Here is a 1,652-nt window from a genome sequence, read left to right as displayed (position 1 = left end):
CCCCCTGTGTCACGCTAGTTGTCACCTTAATTTTTAGGAGACAACATGAGTAAAGTGTATTCTGCAGCCTTCATCGAGCAAGCCTTGGTGAAGGTTTATTCCCGCGGCAAACGGACCATTCAAGACGTGGCAGACGATCTGCACGTCAATGTCTACACGGTCAAGAACTGGATTCGCAGAAAGAATTTGTACATGTTGAAAGCGTCCTCTGACAGGGAAAAGCGGCCGCAGGATTGGAGCCGAAGTGAGCAGTTGGTCGCTCTACATGAGACGCACGCGCTCGATGAAGAAGCGCTGCAGGCCTGGTGCCGTGAGCGTGGTTTATTCGCTCACCATCTCGAAGCATGGCGTACTGCCTTCTGCATCGATGCAAAGCCGGTCATCTCCACCGATGCCCGTGAGATGCGTAGTCTGCAGCAAGAGAACGACAAATTAAAGCGCGATTTGGAACGCAAAGAGAAGGCACTTGCGGAGGCCGCAGCGCTGCTTTTGCTGCAAAAAAAGTTCAACGCGCTGTGGGAGGACGAGGTCAAATGACCTCACCCGCGGCGCGTGTCGAAATCGCCGCGATGATTGCCCAAGCTGTTGCTTCGGGAGCCCGTCGTGCCAGAGCTTGCGAAATCATCGGTCTGAGTTTGCGCACTTTGCAGCGTTGGAAGCTGACTGGCGCCGCGCCTGATGGGCGCACTACACGCATCCAACAGCCGGTTCATGCGTTGACGGCGACGGAACGGGAGCGGATTCTCGCCATCGTCAATTCGGTCGAGTTTGGCCAGATGCCGCCAAGTCAGATCGTGCCACGCCTGGCCGACCAGGGCACGTATGTGGCCTCCGAATCGACGTTTTATCGGGTTATGAGAGGGGCCAATCTGGTCAAGCACCGGCAGGCAACACGTCCGGCACAGGAGCGCAGCAAGCCGCGAGCGATTTGCGCCACCGCACCGAACCAGCTTTACAGTTGGGACATCACTTATTTGCCGACCGGGGTAAAAGGGATCTACTTTTACCTGTACATGTTTATCGATATCTACAGCCGAAAAGTCGTTGGCTGGCAGGTGTATGGAGACGAGCACAGTAACTTTGCTGCCGAGGTCATGCGCGACATCTGTGTACGCGAGAAAATCCAGCCTGGCCAGGTCATTCTGCATTCAGACAACGGCAGCCCGATGAAAGGGGCGACGATGCTGGCAACCCTGCAGGCACTGGGCGTAATGCCTTCGTTCAGCCGCCCTGCCGTCAGCAACGACAATCCGTATTCGGAGTCGTTGTTCAAGACCTTGAAATATCGCCCCGATTATCCGGGCAAAGCTTTTACCGACATCGCGCACGCTCGCAATTGGGTAACTCGATTTGTTCGTTGGTATAACAACGAACATCGACACAGCACGATCAATTTCGTGACGCCGACCCAACGTCATGCTGGCCTGCACCAAGCTTTACTGCAAGCCCGCACGGCAGTCTACAACGCTGCCCGCGAAGCCAATCCATTGCGATGGACTGGCGGCCCGGTACGTAACTGGACGCCAGTCATGGAGGTACATCTCAACCCTGACCTGGCGACCAGCGAACCCAAGGCAAAAGCGTGCAATGGCCGGGAATTTAGAATGGCGGCTTAACGGCCGCTAACGCGACAACTAGCTTGACAGCCACCG

General features: G+C 55.9%; 1 protein-coding gene. It reads left to right on the top strand.

What is annotated here, in order from left to right; translation table 11 throughout:
* The first annotated feature begins 45 nt into the window (after window positions 1-45).
* Window positions 46-1,616, top strand: a protein-coding gene (locus J3U95_RS28165; RefSeq protein ID WP_229520143.1) for an IS3 family transposase whose coding sequence is annotated in 2 segments (ribosomal slippage) — window positions 46-505 and window positions 505-1,616 — 1,572 coding nt in all. Because the reading frame shifts where the segments join, the coding sequence is not laid out codon by codon here.
* Window positions 1,617-1,652 lie beyond the last annotated feature (36 nt).

The sequence above is a fragment of the Massilia oculi genome (assembly GCF_017582745.1).
In the GTDB taxonomy this organism is placed as follows: domain Bacteria; phylum Pseudomonadota; class Gammaproteobacteria; order Burkholderiales; family Burkholderiaceae_D; genus Telluria; species Telluria oculi_A.
This window is presented reverse-complemented; position numbering and strand designations above follow the sequence as displayed.